Annotated in this window: 12 protein-coding genes; 3 read left to right on the top strand and 9 right to left on the bottom strand. The window is 36.3% G+C overall.

Annotation, left to right across the window (positions count from 1 at the left end; all coding sequences use genetic code 11):
- Positions 1-17: 17 nt before the first annotated feature.
- The 9 genes from M3O96_RS00130 to M3O96_RS00090 form a co-directional block, all read right to left on the bottom strand.
- Entirely contained in the window at positions 18-749 is a 732-nt protein-coding gene (locus M3O96_RS00130; RefSeq protein WP_249717360.1) for a hypothetical protein, read from the bottom strand.
- A 30-nt stretch (positions 750-779) separates the two neighbouring features.
- Positions 780-1,085, bottom strand: coding sequence for a pYEATS domain-containing protein (locus M3O96_RS00125; protein WP_249717358.1), 306 nt, complete (start codon positions 1,083-1,085; stop codon positions 780-782).
- A 2-nt stretch (positions 1,086-1,087) separates the two neighbouring features.
- Positions 1,088-1,783 carry a hypothetical protein gene (locus M3O96_RS00120; protein ID WP_249717355.1) on the bottom strand — a complete coding sequence of 232 codons (696 nt, stop codon included), beginning with the start codon at positions 1,781-1,783 and terminating at the stop codon, positions 1,088-1,090.
- Between the two features lie 825 nt (positions 1,784-2,608).
- Positions 2,609-3,157 carry a TIR domain-containing protein gene (locus tag M3O96_RS00115; protein WP_249717352.1) on the bottom strand — a complete coding sequence of 183 codons (549 nt, stop codon included), beginning with the start codon at positions 3,155-3,157 and terminating at the stop codon, positions 2,609-2,611.
- Positions 3,158-3,171: 14 nt separating this feature from the next.
- Entirely contained in the window at positions 3,172-6,129 is a 2,958-nt protein-coding gene (locus tag M3O96_RS00110; RefSeq protein ID WP_249717348.1) for a hypothetical protein, read from the bottom strand.
- A 764-nt stretch (positions 6,130-6,893) separates the two neighbouring features.
- Positions 6,894-7,406, bottom strand: coding sequence for a DUF4231 domain-containing protein (locus M3O96_RS00105; protein ID WP_249717345.1), 513 nt, complete (start codon positions 7,404-7,406; stop codon positions 6,894-6,896).
- Between the two features lie 48 nt (positions 7,407-7,454).
- On the bottom strand, positions 7,455-11,156 hold the full coding sequence (locus M3O96_RS00100) for a hypothetical protein (RefSeq protein ID WP_249717344.1): 3,702 nt from the start codon (positions 11,154-11,156) through the stop codon (positions 7,455-7,457).
- A gap of 36 nt (positions 11,157-11,192) precedes the next feature.
- Positions 11,193-12,935, bottom strand: coding sequence for an nSTAND1 domain-containing NTPase (locus M3O96_RS00095; RefSeq protein WP_249717342.1), 1,743 nt, complete (start codon positions 12,933-12,935; stop codon positions 11,193-11,195).
- 4 nt (positions 12,936-12,939) lie between these two features.
- Positions 12,940-14,274, bottom strand: a complete 1,335-nt coding sequence (locus M3O96_RS00090) for a toll/interleukin-1 receptor domain-containing protein (RefSeq protein ID WP_249717340.1) — start codon at positions 14,272-14,274, stop codon at positions 12,940-12,942.
- Positions 14,275-14,724: 450 nt separating this feature from the next.
- Between M3O96_RS00090 and M3O96_RS00085 the strand changes: the two genes are divergently transcribed.
- From M3O96_RS00085 to M3O96_RS00075, 3 genes are all read left to right on the top strand, one after another.
- Positions 14,725-15,879: a toll/interleukin-1 receptor domain-containing protein gene (locus M3O96_RS00085; protein ID WP_249717338.1), complete on the top strand. Its 1,155-nt coding sequence runs from the start codon at positions 14,725-14,727 to the stop codon at positions 15,877-15,879.
- A 328-nt stretch (positions 15,880-16,207) separates the two neighbouring features.
- Positions 16,208-18,274, top strand: coding sequence for a phage tail family protein (locus M3O96_RS00080; protein ID WP_249717336.1), 2,067 nt, complete (start codon positions 16,208-16,210; stop codon positions 18,272-18,274).
- A gap of 6 nt (positions 18,275-18,280) precedes the next feature.
- Complete coding sequence (locus M3O96_RS00075) at positions 18,281-19,174, top strand: hypothetical protein (protein ID WP_249717334.1); 894 nt, start codon at positions 18,281-18,283, stop codon at positions 19,172-19,174.
- The last annotated feature ends 31 nt before the right edge of the window (positions 19,175-19,205 follow it).

Raw genomic sequence — 19,205 nt, 5'->3', positions numbered from 1 at the left:
GAATGGTAGTAAGATTCCTATAAATCATCTTTTGTGACCTCTTCCGGTTCCAAAATTATCGCCAGATCATCCTCATCTTCTATTTCATCACTTAGAATTTCCAATTTCAATCCCCCAAAAATCTTGGATTTTACCCTAAAAAGACCTAGTCCGATAGGTCCGTTTTTTCCGTTGATGTTTAGGCCAAGGGTCTTGTTGGTATTGATATTTACTCCTGCACTTCCCAATTTTAACTTTCCAAGGGCCGATGCGTCACCGCTGAAATTCAATTTGGTTCCGGATGCAAGTGTTGAAACAATAACGGCATCCAAGGCATTGTACACAGCATAAACCACTTTCCACTTACCATCCCAATTATTGAGTCCCTTCAGTTTATCAGCCACCTGATTGATGTTTTCAATGGTTTTGACAGTAATGGTAGGGGATTTTACCAGGAAGGATTTCTCGTTGGAAAATTCAATTTCCACCTTGGCATCTACTGCTCCTTCAGGAATTACAGGAACCTCTGCATTTCCTGCAAATTTGATTACCCGTGCTCCCTCTGAGGTGAAGTCAATACTTGCCTCCGCCCCTGAACCTTCGGTAAAAGTTATTTGGAAGTCATCAGTAATATTTCCCAATTTGACAAATACCCCATCTGAGATAATGCCGTAATCTCCAAGCCTATAGTTAGAGACTATTGGCATCCATGCAGCAAAAACATTTAAATGTCTTTTAATGATCTGATTAAATTGTTCAGGTGTTTTCATAATGTTATTGATTGGTTATTGGTTAAAATTTCATTCCATATTCATTTTTCCATCAGGGTATTTTAAAAACAAGGTGTGTTCAAGGGAAATTTCTTTTTTATCTTTTAAGAAAATTTTGGCAAAAATTTTAAAAATTCCCCAACCCTCTGACTCTAATTTAAATTTTGAATCTCTATTTGTAATCCTTCTTACCGGATTGGGAAATGTAGGATGTAGTGTATATACCACAGAATCAATTTCATCTAAATCCATATCCTTACCTTCAATCCATAATGACCATTTCCACCAATCATCTCCTACGAATTGAAAATTTTGTGAAATTTTATATTTATTCATGACTATCCTTTTTGGAGATTAATAGATAATAACTGAACAGATTCATAATCGGATGACCATTCAAATTGAGGGCCTTTGACAGAAACCATAACTAAGGAGTCTTCCGAAGGTACATTAAAGATGTCCAAACAAAGACCTTGACCAAATCTGAATGGTTTGGCCTTATGGGTCTCAGATTCCTTACTACCTGTCATAAATTGATAAGTACAGGTTAATTCCTCGGTGTTTATAAAAGGACGGGCATCCTGTACAATATCTCTGGGAAGTAGGAATAATCTTCTGGCTTTTAGGTTTCTTCTCCACCCCGATAAAAGTTTTGCCAATTCCACTAAAAGGTTGGCTTTATCATCAAGGGAAAATTCAATGCGTTGTCTGTCCCCTCCAATTCCCCCTTGGTTATCAATAGTTTGCTCACGTATTTCTACCGCTGGGATATTATTAGCGATGGCAGTAGAAAGTTCATCATAAACCCATTTATGGGATATGAATTTACCGGAAGCCATTTCGTCTCGTGGGGTTAGGAAACAAAGAACCCCATCGGATTTTTTTATCTTGTCAATAACTGCTGAGGAGATAATATTTCCATAAACATCTTCACCTGTATTGACGTCCCCATCAAATGATTTTACAAGAGGAAATACCAATTCCTTTATCCACTTATCTTTTTCATTATACCCAAAACCAATGAATATATTCATGATTTAAAAACCTTTAGTTTAATAAATTTTTTTAAAGAAAATTTGAAGTAATAATTTCAATTTTGAGGGAATTCTGTTTGTTGCGCCTCCATTCAAAAACATTTAATTTCAAGTCAGGCTTAAGAAAACATTTCAATGAAATGATATCTACCTTTTTTGCTATCATTAACTAGCAAATATATTATCTATATAGAGCCTTAAAGTTAGAAGTAGTCAGAATGTTAGGCATCAATATTAAATTTTAGGTATTTTAATTCACCAAAAAACAATTTTACATTACTTTTTTTGCTGATTTATATCGCCATTAAATTATTGATATTCAGCAGTTAAAAATAAATAAATAGTATATTTTTTCCTACTTAAGACAAACAAATAATCACTAAACTTTTTATAAAATTGACATGGATGGTACAAGACATATTGATGTGAATATTTATTAAAATAAAATGCGGAAATCATTAAAAACTTTTTCATTTTTTTCACATCCTCAAATGAAATTCAACTATTAAAGGGAAAAGTTAAAAATTATTATTGTTCGCTAAGACAATGTGATCGGAATGCAAATTCTATTTAGAAGAAAATCCATAAGCAAATAAATGAATCATTTAGACCTTATCATAGCACTAATCCTTCCCTTCAATTAACCTATAAAACACCTTCTATTCCTACGTCAACTGAAAAAATTGGTGGGCGAGGTTTAACTCGGAGGAAGCCAAGGTATTAGGGCCTGATGTGGAGTAACTCAACCAAATCAGGACTTCTCTTTTACAAAATAGTTTATGTTTTCAAAATTTATGACTACAACATTCATATATCATAAGTTACCTAACCCTTATTTAAAAGAAAATAAAACACCCTATTCAAAAACCCCTGAGGATGGATTTTTGGTTTTATTGTATGATTTATTAACCCTACGTTTCCCCGGTTTTCGATCGCCTGCTCTATGGCCTCTGAAAATTTTTTATCGACATCATTCCATTCTAGCGTAACAGCATACCCCGAATCTATTTGATCCTGTAGAATTTTTGGCATAGTTGGATTTTCTGTGGGAAGCAACAGTGCAATTAATCCCTTCGGATTAAAGATCCTTTTTTGGGGTCCTTTTGCACGGATGCTTCTTAGGGCATAGCCTATTTCCCATTCAACCCAAGCACTATTTCCGGTTCTTTCACCAACCAAAACCACCACAACCGATGAACTCCAAATCCGATATTGGATCCTTCGTGAGATTCTATATTTGGACTCTTCCCCTAGGTCTAATTCCTTAAAACCATAATCTGAAACTTTATATCCAACAAGCTTTTTCCTCAAATCCAACAAATAACTGACATCCGAGCGGTGGTGATAGGAAAAGAAAAGATTTCTCTTTGTCATCAAAATTTGTTTTTTTACACTAAACCATTAAACGAATCCAAATCACTCACACTTCTTCCAATAATCACCCGTTTATCCGTTTCCAATATCCCAACGCATGCTCCTTTGGCTCCTAAGGTGAGCACATGCATAGGAGTTGTTTCTTCCAAGGGTATAGATGTTTCTTCTTTTGATTTAAGAGTAATACCATTTATTCGGATAAAACCGCCTCTTGGCTTATCATGGGCCTTAATGGAAAGGGTTGTATTGCTTTCTAGGGGTCTGAATAAAAGGTTTGAATCAGATAACCAATAAGTAATTCCTCCGTCTGTTCCCCATGAACTATTCGGTTTCAATACCATGACTTCCGGATAGTTGCTGATTGGGCCATACATACCCATCTGATGACCTGCAAGATAAACAGTCACGATTCCTGTCTGAATACGTTCAAATGTGAGCGTGTAGCGTTTGTAAGTTTTAGTCCCGATTCGAATGGTTTTTTTGGTGCCCCATTTCCCATCCGATTCCTTTACATTTAAAAGAGGAAATTGGTTTATAAATTCCCTGCCCGGTTCCTGTATCCAAATCTGACCTCCATGGGTACTTCCCCCGGACAAGCCCATATTCAGGAAATCAAAGTTTAATACCAATGGCTCATTATCGGTTTTGTTGATGAGTATCTGTCCCCCCCTGCTTTGAACTTCATGGATGCTATTGTTATAATAACGAGTTGTGCTCCAGGGATACATCCCCGAATCCTTCAGTTCAGGTTCATATCTAAGGCGATGATGGGCTAATTGTATACTTTTTAGAAAAGTTGGCCATTGCAATTTTAAAAAGGCATCACCCAAAGGACCATCTCCGATGCCGAAATTCTGCCATTCCGGTTCACGGTCTTCTTTGACGACCTTATGGATTAGGGTCATAATCCATTCCAAATTAGGTTTTATGTACTTTCTGACATCACTGTCATGAGTAAATGATAAGGCCGCAGCAGATAAAGGAACTACATTGCCAGTGTTACTGGAATCATAATTGTGGTGCAAAAATTCCAACAATTTATTCTGATCTGCAGGATGCAGGTACTTATAAACCCTGTTTGGCCACTCCGGATACCAGAGTGGTTCTAATTGAGAAGCAAAAGGGTTCCTCATCATCCCATGTGCCATGCCTTTTATATTTTCCAACAAAGCTGGATCCCTAAAATGTTCATAAGCGGTAACGCAGGCACCTAAGGACTTAGCAACTTCCCTTGCATTACTTCCTCTTAAAAAGTCATTCCTTGTGACAAAGCCTGTTGGGTCTTTTTTAACCATATTTTTGTACCACAGCAAATAACCGTCATAATGAAAACGATTCCCGTCTGTCAGATAGGAAAGTAGCAATGAATCTGGATCAGCACCACGTCCTGCTAAACTTTGCCAGTTATCCCTAGTCTCCATGCCATAATCCGGTCCCCACCAATGCCCCCGCAGCCAAAACCCTCCGGGATTGTGGAACTTGGTTTCCGGACGTTCTCCTTGTTTATAGTATTGGCCTTCGATTTTCTGACCCCTTAACCTGTCATAACTTGTTTGAAGGATCGCTCTGTACCGCTCAGTGTTTCTACGGGCTAATTGTAGAATTTCCTTGGAACCAGTCCGAAGATACTGTCGCCAATAGGTTTCTCCTGCGCTATAATAAGAACCAAGGTACATTCTATGGAGAACAGGCCTGTTTTCATTGATATTTATTACTCGGAAGCTCTCCCCATAAAGGAAACGCCCATAAGCTTCAAACCGGCTAGGGTCTGTATAGCTGAGGATAGATTTTTCCATAAAGGTTTCTACTTCCTGAAAGTCATTAATCTGGAATCTTTCTAATTCCGGTAAGTTCCTTTGTTGGATGGCCATACCATACAAGCGGGTTTGACTTCCTTCCTGAACCCGACCCACATGATTTTCTTGCCATAAAGTTTGAAGATTTTCCAAATCTATTTCCGTCCCAGCATAAAGGCAGAAGTCATCATGAAAAGAAATACCCTGCATATCAGCTCCGGCCATAAAGTCTGCCTGCAGCTCCTTGTTCTCTAGATGTTTATCCATAGCAGCTACCCAATCTGCAGGGGCTGGGGAGGTCAAAAATCTACCATGATGCCAATGATACAGTTTGTGCAGGTTTTCTACCTGTAATCGTTCCCTGGATGTAAATTCGGTACCCCTTCCATACCATTGGTAATAAGAAAGGCCTCCCTGTTCGGTTGCCAATGCTTGTGGATATTTTTGCCAAAAGTTGCGGACACATAACGTGTATCCTCCCGTTTCAATTACCCCGTCGGCTTGACGGCTTCCGGGAATATTCGTTTTATTAAACCGGGATTGATGGATCAATGCAGGTGCATCCAAAGCCCGGATTTGCCCATCGAGCATGGTCCGCACGGTTGAACCTTCTGAAGCGCCCAGTTCTGGAAAGCGGATGCGGATATATTCTATGCGGTTTTCGGCCATCTTGTCTGCCATAATAACCGAGCAGTCAAATTTGATAAAAGGTGAACCGGCAAATTGTGTAATCCGTAGCTTGAATCGTAAAAAAGGTGGAGTTTGGGTATTCGAGGCGGGATTCAACCAGCCTTCATAATAAAAAGTACGGACCAGGGCATTGTTCAATTCAAAAATCACATCTTCTAACCTTATGGAATCAATTTTCCATGTAATCTTTCTGTGATCCCGGGCTTCTATGCACCACGCAGGAATATTTGCAAATTCACCGGAAAGTATAGGCCTTGGCACTGTTGACGATACAAGGGTGTATTCCCTTCCCCCAATATACCGTGCATAAATATGTAACCAAACCGGACTGCCATCCATTTCCCGATGTACCACTTCGATATGGCAGGGGACAGGCCGGCCGTCCTCCATCAACCTCAAATTTTCGATGAGAATACCTTCAGGTGAAGGCGCTGCGGTCAAGGTGGGGAATTCAACATCTTCGGGTAAAGTGAGTGTGATTTTCATGGTCCAATGGTTTATGTATATGGTATAATTTTTAAATGATACTAAGTCAAAATACAATAGAAACTGCTCCTGTTGATTCACTTAACCACCAACAAATTGAAAGGTATGTTGAGGATATTAAACCACTCTTCGGAACCCTTACCTTTTATCCATCTTTACAGTTATTTCACTTTCTCAGCGTTCAGTGAATTAGAAATGTTATTGATGATATTCAATCATTTAACCAGTATCCATATCCATTAAATCTGGAACTGATTAATAACCAATCGGGAAGTTAGAAACAACACAAATTAGCTTTTGGCTTAGGGAATTGCGGTGAGTTATCGAATACTTAAGAATCACCTTTCAGAAAACAGCTCGACAAAGAGGCAAAAACAACAGTTGGTATAATATCGGACAAGAATGATTTTCTTACCCTATGCAAACACAAAATTTTGTAATAAAAATATATTTAAATATAAAATACTAATTAGGAATAATCAATGTTCCTCTAAAAAAAAATTCCCTCAAATCTATACCCTGACTCCTGTATTGGGCACATCTTTTCAATAAAATTCTATAGAGCTTGGTACTTAGGGAGGCGAGGAGTATTTACAAGGAAGCTTTAATTGATTTTAAAAGGGATTCACCATCCCGTTAAAAACCTTAATTCTGCATTTAAAATATCTCACACAATAACTTCGTCTTCTGTCAGCACCTCCTCACATTGGATTTTAATACCCTACATCCATATATACAGAATACTTCCACCACAAAAAAATTTTTCAACTTTCTACTTCGTCTGTTGCTCCAAATGAATCAGCCGCCGTAGACCCGTTTTTCCCCTTTTCACCCAAACCCTGCTCATCACCATTCTTTTTGGCAGGTGGCCAACTCTGATGCTCTTTGTCCAAAATAGTTTCTACTCTTGATATAAATAGTGCTTCCTTATCTACGCCCGAAGCTCCGTAGGGTCCGACATTGAAATTGTAATAATGGATCTCGGGTTTCAATTGCTCGCAGGTAGTGCGGTAATTGGCCCACAGTTCCTGGTATTGGAAAGTTTTCAGGCCGGTGGTTAAAATGGCAACCAAGGCTGATATGATAATCACAAGATAGTTAAAAGGAAAACTATTCAAATCCATTGCTGCCAATACTGGTGTCAATGCAGACAGAATGATCAAGATCCATTGAAAATTCTTGTATCGCTTCTGATTTCTGTCAGACGACTTTTCGTAGTAGTTCAATTGATCATAGTACCTTTTATCAAGGTATTCCTGAAATGATTTTGAGTCCATATTCCTTACAAGTTTAAAATGGTTACGAGTTATAAATTTTTATGAAACTTAAAAGTACATACTATATTTTCGGCTAACCTCTTCAGATTGCTCTTTCCCATTGATGTAAATGATACCATTTATGACCTTAATTGAATCATTTTTGCTTTTTATTAAACCATCATTTTTGAGGGCATCTACTAACGAACCTTGCAGAATAGAAGATTCTATTATGTTATATAAAAACGCATCATTATATAAAATTTGGTTCTTGAATAAATCAAGCTGAATAGATTTTCCGGGAGCATTTAGGTAAATGTTCCAACCATCCCTTGTTATTTCTTCAAATAAAAAAACTCCATCAGAATTTGTTTCTTGCCACTCAAATGGGCCTGTTTGTTCAAAGGTACCGGTTTCGTTCCCTCCGTAGGAATATTCAACTTGAGTAAACAAACCTAACCATATCCGAACTAAATTAAAATCTATTCCCTTTATACCCATTGTTTCGAATAAATTTAAATCTTCTAAAAACACCTCTTTGAAGGTTAGGTAATCGTCAAAATAATTATCTTTTAATTCCATATATTTAAATTTTGCTTCCTCTATTCTACCTTGCAATAATAAAGCAGGAGGAATATTTGTGTATGGATAAAGATTAGTAGAGTCATATTTTAAAGCTTTGTACAATGCTGCCTCAGATGAAATACCATCTCCAACAAAAATCTTGTAGTAGCCAAGGTTATTATAATAGTTTGAAAGTTCTTTAATTACAAGAGGATCATTTTCTAAATCAACATACTGTTCATAAAGAGATATTATTTTTTCGGAAGTAAGGATATTACCCGATATAGATTCCATATCTATATCGGGGGATTTTCCACTTAGGAATAGAGCAAAACCTCTAATATAAAATTCGTCCTTAAGTTTATTTAAATCAAATTGATCATTGGATCTTTCAAAATAGTCAGCCCAAACCAAATGTAAATTAAATTCATCGGAGGGATATCTATTTGCTTGGCTTAAAAAATAAAATGCAGAATCAGGCTCAAAGTCCTCTAATATTTTATTAGTGGAAATAAAATATAAATCCCCTAAAGCTTCATTAATTAAATCTTTATTTTCAGATTTTTTTTCTTGTATTTTTAGGATTTTTTCTGCTTTTCTAAACCTTCCTATAGAAAATTCCATATCTCCACTTTCTTTCCCTTCTTCTTTGAGTAGTTTTACAACTTCAAGAAGCTGTATTTCACTGAATTCATTTAAAACTTTATACTCAAATTTTTGGGATTGCTCAAAAAGCTTACCTAACCCCAACTCTTTTAGTACTTGGAATTGAATAACATTGGTATCGAATTGATTGCTGATGGAAAGTGGTTTTAAAAGTGAACGTACATTTACGGAGTTTTCAGTCTCAGATAGCAAAACCGCATTATTTTTTGAAAGGGTTAGGTTTAGGACATAATCCTCATTAAAATATGCATCCCAATCAACATCAAATGAATGAAGAAAAGTAAAACTGTTTCCATCAATTGCAAACAGGTTTATTTGTCCGTATTCATCGGCGAAAGAAAATATCTTATCATTTAAAGAGGCTGTCAGCAATGCAATTGATTTACTACCGGGCAGTCTTTTCTGAATTCTTTTTTTTAAGTTCATGTCTTTTGTTAGCTCCCATAATTCGATTTTGTTTCCTAGATAACTCAGGAAGGTGTTTTTTATAGGATCTGAAAGAAACAGGATATCACGCTTAAAATATAGGCTGGAAAGACTATCATTGAACACTTGGGGGCTCTTAATTGATATCGGTTTACTAAGAGAGTCCAACTTAAAAATTGACATACTGTCTCCAAGTATCGCAATAAATCTGTCATTTAATGAGAACTTGAATTCCAAGTCATTTACTTTTATTGTATCCAGTTTCCCTGTATCCCAAGTTGATACTAAAAAAATATGATTATTTGATCCAATTGCCAAAATGCTATCATTAGGGCTAAAAACTAGTTTATCTAACCTTTCTCCAAATATACCCTCGATTTTAATCTTTTTTCCGAATTCTTGATTTATCAGAAACAAGTCATCATTCACTGTTTCACATGCAATAAGTTTATTATTAGAAGAAATTCCACATTTTGAAATCCCTTCAAGTAAGAATTTTTCATCAATTATTTCACTTGAAATTATATCTCGAAAGACCAAGCGGCCATCATTTGTGATCGATATTAGACTATCCCCTGAATTTGATAGACCTGTAAAAATTGCATTTTTTTCTTTTGGAAAAATTTGGCTAGGTGGTTCTAAATGATCATGATCCCAAATTACAACAGTATTATCTACATTTCCCACAATCATCGGATCCTCAATTGTTGTAAAATAGATATCATTAATAAAATAATCTACCTTTATTTCTTGGATAACTGAATCTTGGACAATGCTTTTCAAATCCCAAATTTTAATTTCTGGATCAAATGAGGAAGACACATAAGTGTTATTATTTGAGACATTCAAAGTTGTTACACTTGTTTGATGCACCTTAAATGAATTAGTTTTATTTTCGTCAATGTTAAGAAAATTAACCCATCCATCACTGTCACCAAAAACTAAGGAATCCCCACTGGCAGAAAACTCTAGGCATGTGATCAATGAAGGGTATTGACTACCTTTTGGTAAATTTCTTGTTTTTGATTTTTCAGTGGAAACAGGGTCTTTTGTGTTGGTATATTTTGATTTTAAATCAAGCGTTTTAGTATTTAAAATTAGTATTTCTTCTCCATAAATTGAAAAAATTGCAATCCATTTATTGTTCTTTGAGACCTTGATTGAATTGTATTTAAAGGGTTCTAAAATTGCATTATTAAGAATAAGGCTTGATAAGTTGTTGTTTAAGTTGAAATAGCCAAAAAATCCAATAGATGTTCCATAATACAAAGTGTCACCTGAGTGCGAAAATGTAAGGTTAGACAATTGTCCCTGATTCTTTTCAATTTTAAGATTTTGAGGAGGAATATCACTCTTTTCCAAGTTTTGAATCATTATCGTACTATCATTTGTAACTTTAGCGATCTTAGATCCATTCGGAGAAAAAGCAAAAATTGAGTAAGGATCAAAACTTGGCGCTTTTTTTGGGTTTTGTCTATTTTTATACCAAGTCAAAATTTCGCCATCGGCAGAAACTGAAATAATATTTCCATTTTCTTGCCGAAAAACCTTAATTACCTCATCAAAGTGACCAAACAATGTGGAGCTATTTTCATATCTATCACCCTGGTCGGATCTACTGAAAAAATTCGCATTTAATAGAGATTTAACTATTTTAGGGTTTTTTGGATCCAAATATCGATAAGCAAAATATGAGGAGTAATATGCCGAAGCAATTTTTCCCTTTCTGAATTCGGATTCACTGTAGAATGAAAATTCATTACCATACAACTTGAACGCATTTTCTTCTGAAACTTCAAGTAACCTCTTGTTTTCAGTATTTGATCTATTAATTTCCTCTTTTTGCTTTTCTAAATTCCTATAACTTGTTTCAACTTTTTTAGTGTTTTCTTTTATTTCTTGTGTAATTTTTATAATAAGTTGATCAACTTCATTCGCTCTTTTCGGACAGTGTTCCCGTGCAGCAGCCAATTTATTCAAGGCATTTTCAAAATCATTCTTCCATTCCTTTTGAGCATCGCTCATCAATTGGTCAAAATATGGACATGGAGATTGGGCATAAGAAAATTGAATCAGGAAATAAACACTCACAAAAACTAAGCAATACCCTTTCATTTTATTATCTATTTAGAGTTGAATAACACAAAAAAATCACTTTGAAGCTGGTATTTTTTTACCTTGAACTTGATTCTTAATATTGACTATTTCAGCTTTTTTATTTGTTATAGTTGTATCGTTTTGATACTTAACTTTATCCAAACTATCAATTTTTGATTTCATTTGTTTAGTCAATGAATCAGCTTTGGCCAGGTTGTAGATATTCCACGATCTCTTTGCAATTTCAATTTCACTCTTTAATCTTTCCGACTTTTGCTCAAGCGCTAGTAATAGACTTTGTTGTGAAGTAATCAAAGAAATATTAGCTGCAAAAGTTGCCTTTTCCGCCTTATTTTTAGATTCATTTGACCAATAGGCAAGGAATCCGGAAATAATTAATAAGGTAATAGATACATAGGATAAAATATTGGCTCTTATTTTTGCGGCTGTTGCTTTTTTTCGAAGGTTTTCTTCGGCATGAAGCCTTTTTTGGATTTCTATTTTTTCAACTTGCTCTCTTTCTGCCCTTTCTTCGGCTTCTCTGAGTCGACGAATTCTTGCAGTTTTTTGGATGGGAGCTACGAGCGTATCATGACTCAGTTCAAAGCTCATGCCTCCCACTGTATTGGGTTCTGAGCGGAGTAGGCGTTTGTTCACCAAGGTTTGTAACAAGTCACCTGAAATCTGATGCTCGGTGATAATGACCGATTCCGGGAGTGGTACGCGGTTTCCACCTATGATCAGTTTGTCCTCGACCAGAATTCGGGCCTTCAACTGACTTTCAGCAGGAAGACTGCCGATAATGGTATTGTAATGGTTTTCGAAAATATCCTCAGGCTGACCCAGCTCCGCAGCAGTAAGTTCAAGTTGGGTGGAATTTGGATGGTCTTTTTGTTTCTGAATTATTTTTTCCTCCGCATGCTGACAGATGAGTTGTAGTTGGAAGGTCTCTATACTCTTTTTTTCTTTGTCTATCAGGCTGTTCAGAATTAGTTCTTGGGCATCCAATGAAAAGGAAAACTTGGGAGAGATAAAATCCCCTTCTTTTCCAGCCGGCTCGAGGAGTGCTTCCCGTGCCGGGGTTTCTTTTAAGGGCTGAAGTTCGTAGGTCTTTTTAAATACTGCCGGGATGGAATCTTTCAATTGATTGAGCAGGCTGATGCGGTCGCTTCGCAGTGAAAAAACCACTTTTAGATGGAGAGGCTCCAGTAAAAGTTCAGTTTCTTCTTTGGTAAAGTATTCTCTTGAGTCGGTAATTTTCTGTTTAAATAAGCTTCTTACCGAAGGAATAAGATTTGGGTTGAGCAATGTTGCCAACTCGCTTGCAAAGTCTTTTACCTGAGTGGGAGAATAATTAAATAGTTCCTCAAATTGATCGAAAATAAGGACTAGCTCGGGAGAGACTTTGTGGGAAAGCTGTATTGATTTTGCATAGTACCAGAGTTTTGCGGAGAAATCATCAGGTAGCTCAACCGGAATATTGAATTTTGAATTCAGAAAGCAGCTTTGCTCTATTTTATTTTCAAGATGGAAACCCAGTAATTCTACAGGATTTCGCTCGGGATCATTGAGTCGTATGCTAAGCGTTTGAAAATTTTCGACTTCTTTTAGTTTTGGGATTACTCCAGCATTGAGCAAGGAGGATTTTCCATAGCCTGATTTACTGAAAAGGACGACCATCTTTTCGAGTACAATAAGTTCCGTCAGTTTCTCAATATCTTCGTTTCGACCAAAAAACAGGTTACGGTCATCCTCCTGGAAAGGTCTGGTGCCGGGGTATCTGTATTGCTTTTCCATTGGATTAATTTGGCTTTACTTTTTCCTTGAGTGTTTTGACTATTCCCGCAAACTCAGCATTAATATGCTCTTCAGGAGAAAGTGAGTTGATGTCTTTTAGAATCGTCATCAGAGCACCCCAATTATCCACTACCCGTCTGAAAAGCTTATATTCCTCTCCTATGACAGCGATGGCATCACCGCCGTTATCTTTTATTTTTTGATCCAGTTTATTTTTCTCTGCTGTCCAATATTCCTGATAGGCCAATAGAGAATCAGTTTCGTAAATCTTTGCATCAGAAAGGACAATAGGGATTATTCGTGATTCGAAGTCTTTGTTTTGATAGATTTCCAATAGCTCGTACATGCAATAAGGGGACTTCAAATACTTTTCGCTGATCACTACCACAATACCCTTTCCTCTTCCAATTTGATCCATAAAAAAACTGATCCGTTCCTGATAAGCCAGATCACGTTTATCTCTGGTAAGTTTTAGGTTATTATTTTGAAGAACGACATCCAATTTATCGACGATCTTTTCGCTTTCTCCTCCCCAGGCATAGGATACAAATATTTCCGGTTTTGAGATGATAAGCCCTTTCTCGATAGCTTGATTGTGGAGTTCTGAAATGATTTCTTCGGCAGAATTACTTCCAAAGAATGCGACTTTAAACTCCTCAGAATAAAAACTCTTACTGTTTACCTGTTGGATATCATGGGAGTGTAACAGCTTGTTTTCGTTGATTTTGATCAGTCTGAGCAACAATTTGAAATACCATTTATCAAAATTGAATCCTATAAAAAGTACAGAGGTAGCCCGCCGTAATTCGCTTTTGATATTCAGTTCAAAATCCCCCATAATACTAAAGAGGTAATCAAACAGATCATCAAAAGTCAATATAAGGGAATTGATATCTGTGTAATCTCCAAAAATATTATAGATCAGGGTTTTGTTGGTTCTTTCGTATTCTTTTTGGGCTACCCCTTTGTGATAATAATCATAATCAAAGGGGATGTTTTTTGCTTCAAAGACTTTGTTTAAGGTTTTGTCAGGAGCAGTGTTGATGATGGTGGTGAAGGGGATATCCGCAAGTTTTTTATAAAGTTCATTGGGTTCCAACTGATCATAAAAATCCTGAATATCATCTTCAATTACAACAATGGGAAGGGAGCTGTCAAACTTAAACATCTCATCGTCCTGATAGAACTTTACCTGATTACCTTGGGAGGTATGAAGGAATTTCTCAAGCTTGGTATTGAGGCTCACTCCATTCTCACAGAGCAGCTCTGGTCCTAAAATCACCAGGCATTTGCCCTCAGCAATTCGCTTAACGATGCGGGAAATAGTTTCTTTATCCATTAAAAATTTAAATTAAAACTCAACTTGGTAATACAGTAGGTGCAATTGTTCCCCACCTATAAATTCACTGATACTTTGGCTTTAGAACAAAACACTTGGCATATAAAGAATTGAATGAGACTACGGTATTGGCTAGAAATAAAAGAATTGGCTTTAGTTTACCTTCCAATTTAATGAAAGAATTTTAAATAAAATAGTGTTGATCAGAGGGGGAAAGGTTGAATACTGGAATTGAGTTATTTTTAGAATCTCTGAGTTTCTTTTTTTGATTTTATTTAAAGGTTTTAAGCATCTTCCATAAAAGGGATAGAATCAGCTATAAAATAAGTTTATAATACTCCTTATGGGGTATTTTTTATAGGTACGCAAAAGTCTAAATTGTGCTATTACTTTTTTAAAGAAGGAAGAATCTATTTTTTACAATCATTTAGACATTAAAATTAGTATTCTATGAAAAAGGTTTTTTTAAGTTACAGCAGACAAAATATCGAAGTACTCAAGCCTCTAATTGAAGATCTTCAATCCACCGGAATCAATATTTGGTATGACCAAACATTGACAGGTGGACAAAAATGGTGGGACAATATCCTTTGGAATATTAGAGAATGTGATGTGTTTATTTTCTGTTTGTCTACTGAATCATGGAATTCTCAGGCATGTCGAAGCGAACTATCCTATGTTGCCAAACTAGGTAGAACCATACTCCCGATTTTAATATCCGACGGTATCAATATTAATTTAATGTCTGCTCCTTTGAATCAAATTCAAATAATTGATATAAGGCACAAAGAAAAAGAGGCTACACTCGTAATTCTGAAATCTATCTTATCTGCTCCGGAAAAGAGTCCTTTACCCGATACACTTCCTGATCCGCCACCAATCCCGATTTCCTATTTGAGCACTTTGAAGGAGAAAATTGATTCAAATGAACCGATGAGTTATGATCATCAGGTTAAACTTCTTTTTGAATTGGAAGAAGAAATAAGAAATGGCCGGTCCCCTGCCGAAGTCAAGGAGTTGCTTGAGTCAATGAAAAGAAGAGATGATTTATTGGCAAAGATTTCCATGAAGATTGATGAGTTTTTAAGGGGATTTCAAGGGTCAATATCAGATTTGATAAAAGAGGAGATAGATAAATCAAGCTACAGAGAGACAAATCCTAATAAATACCGAGAAGCTTCTTCTTCGAATAAAAATGATAGCCCAATTCCTAAGGAAGGCTTCAAACACAAGAATTTTATGTGTACAGTAGATAATTACAAAAAGGTAATTGTTGGACTTTTCAATTGGTTAAATAGTGAAGGTTACGATACCCAACAATTTAAAATTGAAAATGATGAGGAGATGATCCAAGTAAAAAAGAGAGGTGGTTGGCGTAAGTTTGTTGGAATGGAGACTAGTTTGAATGTTATTTTAAAGCACAAAAACCGATCTCTCACTGTTTACATTGGCTCGGGTCAATGGATTGACAAAGCAGCTGTTGGTGCTGTTTCTATGGTTATATTATGGCCACTTTTAGTTACTGCTGGTATCGGAGCCTGGGAACAACATAAATTGCCAGATAAGATATTTGAATTTATAAACACCAGGTTAGATTTCAATTGATAGGGTGTATTAATGAGACTTTCATCTTTGGTCTCAAAAATTTTAAAAAATGGACCACTTTACAAAAATCAAATGATTTAAATTGAAATTGTTAAAATTATAAAAGTGGATTATTTTCCATGTTTTGAACTGAATTATATTTAAAATTTGATTTTTTTCATTGAACTCATTTGAGTTAACTCTATGGTTAATTTCGGTTTATGTGTGTTTAAAAGATTAGTGGTTAATTCATTAATAACTAATGTATATCATAATAAAACCCTCTTAAATTCTTTTTAGAGTAAATAGCCAAAATTAAATTTCTTATAACCATTAAAATTTTCAAGCCATGAAAAATTTAAATCAAAATCAGATTATCAACCTTACCCAAAGTAAAACACTTAATGCAAGGTTTGAGGCCATGCATGCGGTTAATTTCGGCCGAAGCAACGTCAAGCAGGTACTTGCTGCAAGCGAAAAGATAAGTACAACTGATCTCAATTTGACATCAAGAGCAGTCCTGTTAAGGAGTCTACATGGGGATTTTGAAGAGGCTTTTGAATTGGCTTCATGGGCTGCTAAAGCCGATCCCAACTCCAGAAAAGCGGTAGTGGATTCATTTGTGAAGAACAAGCAATCCACCTTTTTAGTCCATCAAATAGGAAGGCAAAAGAGAGCCGATGCGACTGCCTTGATGCAGGATTATTTTGCCCAAGGTGGTAATTTGAAGGATATAGCAGAGTGGTTGTGTTCAGCTGGTAGAATTTTAAAAACAGAAAAAATATCCGACGGTACAGATTTCTTATGGGGTTTCGTAGAAGGTACTGCTAGGGGTATTGCGGGTGCTGTTGTGGCTGCAATCAGCACAGTGGCAGATGCCGTATCTGCAGCAGGGAGGAATCTTGCAGATGCTGTACAGGAGGTGTCAAAATGGTCACAGGCAAAAGTCAATGACTTTACGGAAGCCTTATTGGCCACTGGCAGAAGGATTGGGACAATCCTTGATGAAGCCGTTAAAAATGGTTTGTCGGCTGTAGATAAATTTATTAATGCCATTATCCGTGCAGGAAAAGATGCATTGGAAATCCTAAAATGGGCAGTTGAAAAATCCGAGTCTATGCTTGAACGAGTCTTAACCAGACTTGAGAGTTTATTGGGTTCATTTACAACGTTACTTGACAAAATTGGGAGAATGGTTGACAAAGGAATAAATGCCTGCATCAAAGCAATATTGAAATTGGGAAAGACTATCGGTTCCATTGTTTCAAGACTTGGTAGATTTACAAGACGAGGAGCAATTGCGTTTGCTAAAGCGATAGGCTTGGCAGGAAGGACAGTGGCGGACATTATGCAGATTTTATTTAAAGAAACAAGATATATAGTTGGAGTTGTCATGGAGGCATTGCTTTCTTTAGGTAATAAAATTTCTGATTTGCTTAAAGGTGTGATCCATTGGACTGCAAGAGAATTGTCGAATCTGATAGGGGCCTTAAAAGATATGGGAAAAACCATCCATCAGGTATTGGATGAGGTTGATAAATTTATTGGAAATCAGGCTGTGAAAGTGATGCAGGCTGTAATTTTAATTTGGACTAATCTTACGGAAATTCTTGAGGCCATTGCCAGTAAATCCTTAAGTGTGATCGATATGCTATTAACTGCACTTATTGGTACAGCATTGCATGTTAAAACAGTCTTATCAAATGTTCTCAAAGATGTCAGGGATGCATTTAGAAAAGGATTGATCAATGGTTTGGTGCGAATCGGCTATGCTGCATTGGATTTGATGAAAGAGGCTGTCAAAATAGGAGCTTCAGTTGCAGCTATTCTTTTTACCATCATTATGGAATTGACAGGTACACATCGGGGATTGAATGCTCTGGAAAGGGCAGAGGCTGAAAAAGTATTTGGAACCTCAATCGATCTTAACAAAGTAAAATTGACTACTGCCAGTTTCTCCATGGAATTCATCTCTTGGTTGACAGGTTTGGTCAAAAAAACTCCAACAGCCTTTGTTACAATGTATGTTATAAATTTCAAACCAGATATAAAATTATCAACGGAATTATTGATTCATGAACTCACCCATATTTGGCAAGCAGTTAATTCAGGAGGGGTATATATGATTGAAGCTTTGCACTCGCAATTTTTTGGAAGGGGATACAACTTAACTGAAGCCGAAATCAGGAATGCAAACGGCCAACTTTTAAACTTAGAAAGAGAGCAACAAGCTGTTTTGATTCAGGAATACTGGAAATCTGAATTTTCTCCAAGGAGAAACGGAAGATTTCCTTTAGAGCTAATCAGACCTCTTGCAAGACAGGTCTACAGATCCAATTTTATATTCAGACCATTTCCAACCCTGGATTTAAATTCCAATTCCAGAATATTAAACCCATTAATTCCAACACATTGATAGCGGATGGATAAGTTCCGTGGATTATTAATTCCCCAATCATGGAGGAATGAGGCTATGAAATGGATGGCAGGGCGGCAAAATCCGCCTTGCTATCAATTTATTTGGGTGCCTGATAAAAATACTGATGATATAATCTTAAGATTAAAGTTAATTAAGGAACTACTCAAAAGCTCCACTCTTGGGTCAATTTTGTATGTTTTACCGAAAGCTTGCGCAACTCCATTTTTCATTAGTAAGTGGCCAAAAACTATAATCAAGGGAAAATCAGGATACATTGTTTCTTCTGTTTATTTCGCAGATCAATGGAGGCAAGTAGAAGATTATATCAACCAAGTCGAAAATGAATTCAGTAAGGAAATACATGCAACCTGCCAATACCAATTTTGCTACACAGAAACTTTGAATGAATGGGTAGACTTCGGTGCTAAAAATTATCATCCAGGAGATTTTAGAAAGGGGGAGTTTTTGAGTGCTTTAAAATCCATAAAAGGGCATTGGATTTATTGGGGGCATGCCCATTCCAAAAACTTAGGAGCATATGGATTTATTTCAATCGAAGATCTTATGGATCATCGGCCTAAATCTCCCTTTCAATCCACAATTTGGCTGAGTTGCGCTACTCTTGTCCCATTTAGAAAGAAAAGTATCGCATTGGATTGGTTTATAAGTGGTTCCACTCACTGTTTATTTGCAAGTACTAAATCTGTTCAAACCACTCGAAATATGTCTTTAAGCAAACTTTGGCTGGAATTGATATCCCATTATGAAGGTCTTTGTATAGCAGATTTAATAAAGAATACTGTCGAAAAAGGAGATAAAGAATTAATTTCTTTGGTAAAGGATTATCGTCTTTTGGGATATCCTTGGAGTAGGTTGCAATTATTTCCTCGCAAATAAATAGTGTAAATAGATACTTATATTTATTTCT

Origin of the sequence: Aquiflexum sp. TKW24L, assembly GCF_023502205.1 — a bacterium.
In the GTDB taxonomy this organism is placed as follows: Bacteria; Bacteroidota; Bacteroidia; order Cytophagales; family Cyclobacteriaceae; genus Cognataquiflexum.
The sequence above is the reverse complement of the archived record's forward strand: the minus strand, read 5'-3'. Positions and strand labels throughout refer to the sequence as shown.

Bases quoted from the DNA above. Each gene is read 5' to 3' on its own strand.
- M3O96_RS00130 (WP_249717360.1), bottom strand. From the start codon at position 749: ATGAAAACACCTGAACAATTTAATCAGATCATTAAAAGACATTTAAAT.
- M3O96_RS00125 (WP_249717358.1), bottom strand. From the start codon at position 1,085: ATGAATAAATATAAAATTTCACAAAATTTTCAATTCGTAGGAGATGAT.
- M3O96_RS00120 (WP_249717355.1), bottom strand. From the start codon at position 1,783: ATGAATATATTCATTGGTTTTGGGTATAATGAAAAAGATAAGTGGATA.
- M3O96_RS00115 (WP_249717352.1), bottom strand. From the start codon at position 3,157: ATGACAAAGAGAAATCTTTTCTTTTCCTATCACCACCGCTCGGATGTC.
- M3O96_RS00110 (WP_249717348.1), bottom strand. From the start codon at position 6,129: ATGAAAATCACACTCACTTTACCCGAAGATGTTGAATTCCCCACCTTG.
- M3O96_RS00105 (WP_249717345.1), bottom strand. From the start codon at position 7,406: ATGGACTCAAAATCATTTCAGGAATACCTTGATAAAAGGTACTATGAT.
- M3O96_RS00100 (WP_249717344.1), bottom strand. From the start codon at position 11,156: ATGAAAGGGTATTGCTTAGTTTTTGTGAGTGTTTATTTCCTGATTCAA.
- M3O96_RS00095 (WP_249717342.1), bottom strand. From the start codon at position 12,935: ATGGAAAAGCAATACAGATACCCCGGCACCAGACCTTTCCAGGAGGAT.
- M3O96_RS00090 (WP_249717340.1), bottom strand. From the start codon at position 14,274: ATGGATAAAGAAACTATTTCCCGCATCGTTAAGCGAATTGCTGAGGGC.
- M3O96_RS00085 (WP_249717338.1), top strand. From the start codon at position 14,725: ATGAAAAAGGTTTTTTTAAGTTACAGCAGACAAAATATCGAAGTACTC.
- M3O96_RS00080 (WP_249717336.1), top strand. From the start codon at position 16,208: ATGAAAAATTTAAATCAAAATCAGATTATCAACCTTACCCAAAGTAAA.
- M3O96_RS00075 (WP_249717334.1), top strand. From the start codon at position 18,281: ATGGATAAGTTCCGTGGATTATTAATTCCCCAATCATGGAGGAATGAG.